3 protein-coding genes and 1 pseudogene are annotated in these 7,697 nt (G+C 61.4%); all 4 read right to left on the bottom strand.

Annotated elements, in window-relative coordinates; genetic code table 11:
• The coding region (locus tag JF616_00110; GenBank protein MBW8886131.1) for a YXWGXW repeat-containing protein at nucleotides 1-1,347 on the bottom strand (1,347 nt) is incomplete at its 3' end.
• A gap of 122 nt (nucleotides 1,348-1,469) precedes the next feature.
• Entirely contained in the window at nucleotides 1,470-5,123 is a 3,654-nt protein-coding gene (locus JF616_00105; GenBank protein ID MBW8886130.1) for a cadherin-like beta sandwich domain-containing protein, read from the bottom strand.
• Nucleotides 5,124-5,136: 13 nt separating this feature from the next.
• Nucleotides 5,137-5,766, bottom strand: coding sequence for a hypothetical protein (locus JF616_00100; GenBank protein MBW8886129.1), 630 nt, complete (start codon nucleotides 5,764-5,766; stop codon nucleotides 5,137-5,139).
• Between the two features lie 1,451 nt (nucleotides 5,767-7,217).
• Nucleotides 7,218-7,697 (bottom strand): annotated as a pseudogene (locus tag JF616_00095) (chitobiase/beta-hexosaminidase C-terminal domain-containing protein).

Below are 7,697 nucleotides of genomic sequence, written 5' to 3'. Positions count from 1 at the left end.
GTTGCGTTTCCCTTTATGATTTCCTACGGAGGGTTTTCCCGGCCGCGGAGGCGCCAGGTCCCGGCCGTTTTTCGCTTCGAAGGGTTTGAATACGATAGGAGAGCGGGGAAGTTCCAATGTCGAAGGCTCTCCGGCCGCATGCGCTTTTTCCCCCGCGGGATTGCGGGGCTTGGCTTCCAGATTGCGCCTGCCTTCCCGGGATTTCCTGACTTCCTGGCCGCGTTGGCCCAATTGCTTTTGCTCATCGGCGGCCAGGGGTTGGAATCGCCTTTGGGGATCGGGGCGCTTTGATAATTGCTCATAGGGCATGGCGACGGGTTTGCTTTCCTCTTGGGCTTCGATCTTGCGCACGCCCTTTTGCGCCACCCAGGTCCGAACCGGCCGCACGTTTTCATGGTCTTGGCGGTATCGGTACTGCGCTTCGACATGCCTTTCCCAATCCCTGTCCTCCCTATGCTCCCACCGTTGATGCGCGTATATGGGATCATAGCCGTAGCCGTGGGATTGATAAGCGAAAGAAGCGTAATAGCCCCGATTGGAATAACTCGCCGCGTAGTAATCGCCGAAATAATAGTGCTCGTCGCGCGTGCGCAAGAAGAGATGGTTCGGAAAGACGGCCAAATCGATTACGATACGCGGAGAATAGCGGTAATCGCGATGCTCGCGCCAGCGGGGTTCGAAATAAACGGGGGCGAAGAGCACGCCGCGCCGCTCGACGGCATAGTCCCAATACCCATCCACGAAGACCCAGCCGCGCGGGGTCCACACGTAATAATTGGGGCTCCATGCCCAGTCGGCCTGCGCGGCCATCCAGTAGCCGGGGCTCCAGGCGTAATGGCGCCCGGCCCAAAGCCAACAACCCGGGATCCACACCATTTCCTGGGAAGGGGCCGCGATGTTGGGGCCGGCCTCCAAGGTCGCCGGAGGGGGAGTCGGCAGATAGGTCGTGGTCGTGGCCGCGGTATCCGCCCAATAGCCGGTCGTCCAACGATAATCATCGCCGGACTTTCCCCAATAGCCGGGGACCCATTGCCGACCCGGGGGCAATGCGCGCCAGATCCCGCTCACCCACAGGAAATCGTTCCGTTCATCGTCCCAGGCCCAATAGCCTGGGATCCAAGTCACGTTTTCACCTTCGGGCTTCTCGCCCGGCGGGACCTCTTCCACGGCCTCGGGAGGTTCCTTGGGAACCGCGATCCCCGGTTCGGGTTTATAGGAAATGACCCCGTCGAAAGCCTCATGCACCGGACCGCGGGTGAGGACCTGCTCTCCATCCGCGTCGGGCGAGTCGGATGGCTCGGCGCCAAAGGCCGCCGGGGCGGAAAGAATCACGATGGCCGCCAGCATGGCCGGGAGTGGATTCGATTTCCATGATGCGTATTTTCGTGGGGCGCATTTTCGCGAGTCGTACATAGGCATCCCCTGAATATACACGCGCCGGTGCGGTTGGCGCGCGACGAGGTGAACCCTTATTGGGCGTAGATCTTCGCGATTTCGCCGGCGGTCATGACGCGCCTGTAGATCCGGACATCATCCAGGGTTCCCGACCAGGGCGCTCCGTCCGTCCCCCCGAAGCGAAGCCCCGTCAAATCGCCCGAAATCGACCCGGCTGCGGCTAGCGTGCCGACAAGTACACCGTTCACGTACAATTGCACGGTCTTGCCATCGTAAACCCCCGCCGCATGCGTCCACAGACCCGCAATGAAGATTCCGGAAGCCGAAAACGAGGCGGAAAGGCTTACGCCGAACGCGATGGCGTTCGGTTTCGCCGAGAAGAAAATAGAGTTGTCCGGGGTAGCGGCGATGATACGGGTGGCGGTGTCTTTCGCCGCATTCTTGAACCAGAAGGAAAAGGTGAATTTCGATCCCGCGGCGATCTTGGGGAAGGCGACGGTAGCCGATCCGCCTGTCCCGTCGAATTCCAAAGCCGATAGCTTAACGCTTTTCCGATCCGCGGCGAAGGCCGACCCGCCCGTGAAAACCAAGGCTGCGGCGTTCAAACCCGAATCCGAACCGTTGTTGTCCAGCTTATACCACGAGATGGGCCCGACCCAGATGCGGGCGCTGCCGGAAGGGGACCAGTTATTGGCGCTATCCTTTTCTTGCACGTACAAGGTATGGTACCCGACCGTCAGGAATTTCAAGGTATCGGGTTGATATGCGGCCGCAGCCGTGGCCGTCGCTCCGGCGGCCATCAGGGTGTCATCCAATTTATACCGATAGCCAGCGCCTCCGCCCCCGCCGCTCACCCAGGTCCAGATGGGGCGGCCCAACACCGCCGCCGCGGTCGTATCCTGAACGGAAACAGTCGGGGCTAAGGGCGGAACGTCATCGATCTTCACCACCTGCACGGTATAGGTTTTCTTGTAGGCGGTATCTTCGGCGATGATGCTTATCGTATAGGTGTTGAGGCCCATGTTCAGTTTCAAGGAGTCCGAAGCAATTCCTGAAACCAAGGCTTTGCCGTTCAGCTTCATGCCGGAGCTGACATCCCGGAGCGTTGCCGTCAATTTCACGGAGGCAACCGATAATCCCACGGTATCCCGGTACACCAGGGAATCCGGGTTGAATGCCGGTAAGGTTTTTCCCGCGGACACGCTCAGGCCGGTAAGCCGCGTTTCGCGATGCAGGGCCACGGTGACAATCACCGTATCGGTCGAAGAGAAACCGTCGTCGTCGGTGACGCGGAGGATGCAATTCAAGGCGGACGCGGTGGACGGCGCGGTAAAGGTGGTGTCCGGCTGCGAGGCGGTGGCGAATTTGCCTCCGGAAATGCTCCATTCCTTCTTTACGATCATGCCCAAGGTATCGATGCCCCTGGCATGCAAGGTTATGCTCGTGCCGGTGAACACCAAGGTATCCGCTCCGGCCAAGGCTTTCGGCAGATCCTGCTTGACCGTGATCCTGGCGGAATCAATAACGGTGCGTCCCGAATTGTCCGTGACTTTCAAGGACAATTTATAGGTTCCCGCGACGTTATAACGGTATCCGCCCCGGAAGGTGAGGGACGATTCGTTGACGCTGAGCGCCTCGTCCTGCGCGCCGTCTCCGTCATAATCCCAGGATATGCTACGCACTTGCCCGTCCGAACTCGCGGCCTGCGCCAGGAAGGGAACGGAATCCTTGATGGAAATCACGGTATCCCGGGGGGACAAGCCGAACGAGACCAATGGGCTGTTGGTGATATCAATCAAGAGATAATCGGTTCCGACGTTCCCGTCGTCGTCGCGGGCGTAGAGGGTCGCGGCATAGCGCCCTTCCTTGAATATGGCGTGGGAAAAGGTCGGGGAGGTGGCGGATGAATCATCCCAAATCCCGTTCCCGTCATAATCCCATTTCCACATGACGACGCGCCCGAAGGCCTGGGTCGCCGAGCCCGTGAATACCAGGCTTGCCCCGGCCTTCGCGACGGTATCACGGCCCGCGTTGACCACGGGAGGGTCGAGCACGACCCGCACGGTCGCGCTATCGCTCGCCGATGCACCGTTCTCATCGAAGACGGACACGCGGACGAGATAGGTTCCCGTATCGGCGAATACCGCGGTGCGGGAGCGCTGCACGACGGATTTCTCGACCGTATCCCGCACCTGAACCGAAGTATCCTTGCCCAAGCGCCATACGACCGTGCGTATCACCCCATCCGGGTCCTGGGCGGATAAAGCGAAGGCCGCGGTGTCGCGTATGGAAACGGTGGCATTCGGGCCGAACGATTCGATCACCGGACCCGCGTTGGCGAAGACGTCGATCAGGGACGAGTCCGGATCACCACCTTCGATGGTCGCCACGATCCAGGCTTTGCCCGGCTTGCCCGTGCGGAAGCGGCCCAGGGAATCGACCTTGACCACCGCGGTGTCGCGGCTTTGGAAGGTGACCCGGGCCGAAGGCAAATCCGCGGAGCGGTTTATTTTCAGCGTGTCTTGCTTCCCGCCTTCTTTCAACCGGATGGAATCCGGGCTGATCCTTACCGAACCCGGCGGCACCACTTCCTGGATCACTTCCACCACCGTGGAATCGGATTTGCCGCTCGCCGCGGTGGCCACTACGCGGGTTTTGCCCAGTTTGCGGGAACGGACCCGGCCGAAGGCATCGACCGTGGCGACCGACGTGTCCCGGGAAAGGAAGTCCAGGCTATCCCCTGCCGGGACGACCAGGGCCTGCAATGCGAAGACTTGGCCGTTCTCTTTCAACTGGATCGAATCCGGCCGAAGCGTTACCGAAGGAAGGACGCGGACCGGAATGACGTCCACTATCGACGAATCGAAGAATCCGGCTTCCGTCCTGACCACGATGCGCGTAGTTCCTTCGCGGTGCGCCGTAACCTTGCCGGCCGAATCCACCGAGGCCACCAGGCTGTCGCGGGAATCGAAAAAAAGCTTTGCCCCCTCCGGAACGGCGCGGACCTGGAAAGAATAGGTCTCGCCGTTCTCATGCAGTTGGATCGAATCGGGATCCATCTCTACCGAGCCCACGATAGTGGAATCGGAAACGATCACGATGGCGGTATCCGCTTTGCCCGTGTCGTTCCTGGCCTGGGCGATGACCTTGCCGATGCCGATCGTATTGCCGTAAACCTTTACCGAGGTTCCGCTGTCCCCGTTCTGGAAAACCAGGTATCCGACTCCTCCCAGGCTTTTCCAGGTCACGGATTGCCGCGTTTTGGCAGGCAAAACGGAAGCGATCAGGATACCGCTTTGGGCGCCTACGCTTGTCCGTAGCGTGTCCTGGGAAAGCGTTACCGAGGTCGGTGGCGCGGAAAAATCCACTAACGTATTCACTTGCGTGATCTTCGTCGCACCGTCATAATCCCGTGTTTGGCTCAAGACCAATTGGCCGCCGACATAGCCCTGGATGGTGAATTGGACCTTGCCGCCGTCGTAATCCCCGGCGGACAGGGCGTTCAAGCCATTGATGGAAGCGAGCTTGCCGTTGAAAAGGGTGTCGGGCTTTTGCGATTTCGAATCGCGGAAGATGACCAATCGATCGAATGCCAGCCATGCGGAATCGGCCTCGATCTTGAACTTGTCCTCCGGGGAGGTGGTGTTGCATCCCTGGAAGGAGACCATGGCCGCAAGCAATACGGCCCCGAACAGGAGCATGCCGAGTAGAAACCGGGAAACGTTCATGGCGATTCCCCTCTCAATTTCCGGAAATGACATAGGTCTTCCCCTCGGGCGCGCTGGGCTGCATCAGCAGCACCGTCGCTATTCCCGCGCCCACGACTACCCCGCCTCCGGCGACCCAATACCAGATCGGGTCAATCCTCTTCTTTCCTGATGCCTTCGGGGCCTCCGGGGGAGGAGCGGAATTCGCTGCGACGACCGACGCCTTGGGCGCGGGCTCCTTTTCCGGCAAACTGATAAGAGTTGTATCCACGCCGAAATTCTTTTGGCGCGACTTGAATTCCTTACGAACCTTGTCGAAAAGGCGATCGACCTCATCGCTGACGTACATATCGACCAGTTCGGCGGAGGGAAGCATTTCCAGCAGGCGGTACATGTAGTACTTCCCTTTTTCCCGGGTCTTGGGATTGGCAGAGTAGACCACGGCCAAGTGCTTGAACACGAAAGCGCTATCGGAGCGGGAATAGGTCTCTTTTCCGTTCGTGAAGGGATCCGTCAGCTTAAGGACCGCGTCGAAATCACCTTCATTATAGGCATGATGGAGGGCGTCGTGATCGATCGATGCCGCGCCTGCGACTGCCGCTTGGAGCAGCAAACAGGCTATCAGAAAACCCCATCGCCCGCCTTGGCGGTTTCGACCGACCATGCCCATTTCCCTTCTCCCGGATCAGTCCAGAAAACTAATTACTTCGGACAAAATGGCGCTTTTTAAGTCCGTAAACTTAGTGAGAGGAAGCCCCAGGAGAAGCCATGCCCGTTACTGAAACGCCCGCCTCAGATCCCGCGGATCAAACCGTATATGACCTTGTCCGATGACGTGACCGCTTGGCCTTGCACGTCGATGCCCGTTACGCGCCAAACGTAGATGTAGGCGCCCGTCCCCGCCAGTTGGCCCGCGTCGGACCGCCCGTTCCACAGCAGATTCAGGCGACGCGAACCGTTGCCGTTCTTGGGAAGGCGGGCGAAATCGGCCTCCCCCAGGTTCAGGTTCAATTCGGTCAGCGGCACGCCCAGATTGCTGAAGACCCGGACTTGGATCCGGAAAGGAGCGGTTCCATCCACGGTCAGGCCGCCGAAGCGGGTCGGATCGGCCGCGTTGCGCACGGCGATGCGCACGCCTCCGGTGCTGCCGAGATCGCCGGTCCCATCAGCGACGGTCGACCAGATCGGATCGTTAGGGGGTAGGCCGGTGGGCACGCGCACGACGGCGCCGGGGGCGGTGGGCCCGACCTTGAAATTCACCGGTACGGCCAGGCGCAGGGGCACCCAATGGTTCCTGGCCGAGATCTGGGCATTGCCCGAGGTATCGGCCACCCCGCCCGCGGGATCGATCCAAATCCAATCCCCGCCCTTAGGCTGGACCGCCGTTCCCGCGCCTCGATCGGACGATCGCACCAGGAAGACATAGGCTGCCCCTCCCCCTGCAGTAGCGGGAGCGGGCGTTCCGGGATCGACGGTGAAGCCGTAGCGGGCGGCGAGGCTATCGGCGGCCGTGGCCGGGACCGGCAAGGCGGATGCGTCGAGCAGGGTAAAGAGGCGTCCTTGCATGGGCGCGGTCGAAGCCCGGCCCGAGGGAACGAGCGGTTCGCTGAATACGGCTGTCAGGGTATCGGGGGCGTTACCCGCGGCGGGGTCGTGCATGTGCAGAACCGCGGAACGCAGAACCGGCGCGATGGCATCGCGCACCGAAAGCGCGCCGGGGGCCAGCATGCCGTCGGCGGGGACGAGGGGAGCCCCGGGCAGGGAGAGCGTCAGCCGGGAAAGGCCATCCGCGACGGGCAAGGTATTGGCGTCCAGCGGCAGGAAGAGAGTATCCCCCACCGGGGCGGCCAAGGCCGCGGCCAGGACGGCCGTCGAGAGTTTGAATCCGCCCGTCAAGCTGACGGCGGACAATTGCGCCGCGGCCTGGACGGGATCGATGGGGCCTTCGGAAACATCGACCACCAGGGCCAGCGCATCGGCGTAACCGTCCCGATACAGCGGCGAATACGAGCCGTCGGGACCTTGCCCGATGCGATCCACCAGAGCCGCCGAGGTAACGCCTACGAGACGGTAAGGCAGGATGGCGTATTTCTCGATGGTGATGCCGCTGGGAATGAGGCCGCTTTTGGTGGCCATGGCCTTGAGGGTCACCGAATCCTTATCGATCACGATGGCGCCCACGTACTTCGTGGTCCCGGCCTCGCCCGGCTTCGGCGTCGAGCCGTCCAAGGTGTACCAGATATCCGCTCCCGCGGTGGGCGTGGAAAGGCTCACGGCGATGGGGTCGCGGCTGGTCTTGGAGGCGGGTGCGGCGACCACGGCTTTGACCGTGTCCGGAGGCGGCGGAGGGGACTTCTGCCAGTTAACCGCGATTTTCCGGGACGCGAAAACGCAATGGGCGGTATCGAAAGCCACGACGTCGATGAATTGAGAGCCTTCGACGATGGTGAGCGGCGTCGAGAAGGTGGCGCTGCCGTCGGCAGCCTGGGCGATGGAGGACGCCGGCAAGGCCGCGCCGTTGACCCAGATTTCATCGATGTGCCCATCCGGAGAGACCCAAGCCTTGCCGCCAAGCGCCAGGGTCGGCGTCTGCTC

Source organism: Fibrobacterota bacterium, from assembly GCA_019509785.1.
Classification (GTDB): domain Bacteria; phylum Fibrobacterota; class Fibrobacteria; order UBA11236; family UBA11236; genus Chersky-265.
The sequence above is the reverse complement of the archived record's forward strand: the minus strand, read 5'-3'. Positions and strand labels throughout refer to the sequence as shown.

What these genes read in the sequence shown, in the direction of transcription:
- JF616_00105 (MBW8886130.1), bottom strand. Translation starts at nt 5,123, where the DNA reads ATGAACGTTTCCCGGTTTCTACTCGGCATGCTCCTGTTCGGGGCCGTA.
- JF616_00100 (MBW8886129.1), bottom strand. Translation starts at nt 5,766, where the DNA reads ATGGTCGGTCGAAACCGCCAAGGCGGGCGATGGGGTTTTCTGATAGCC.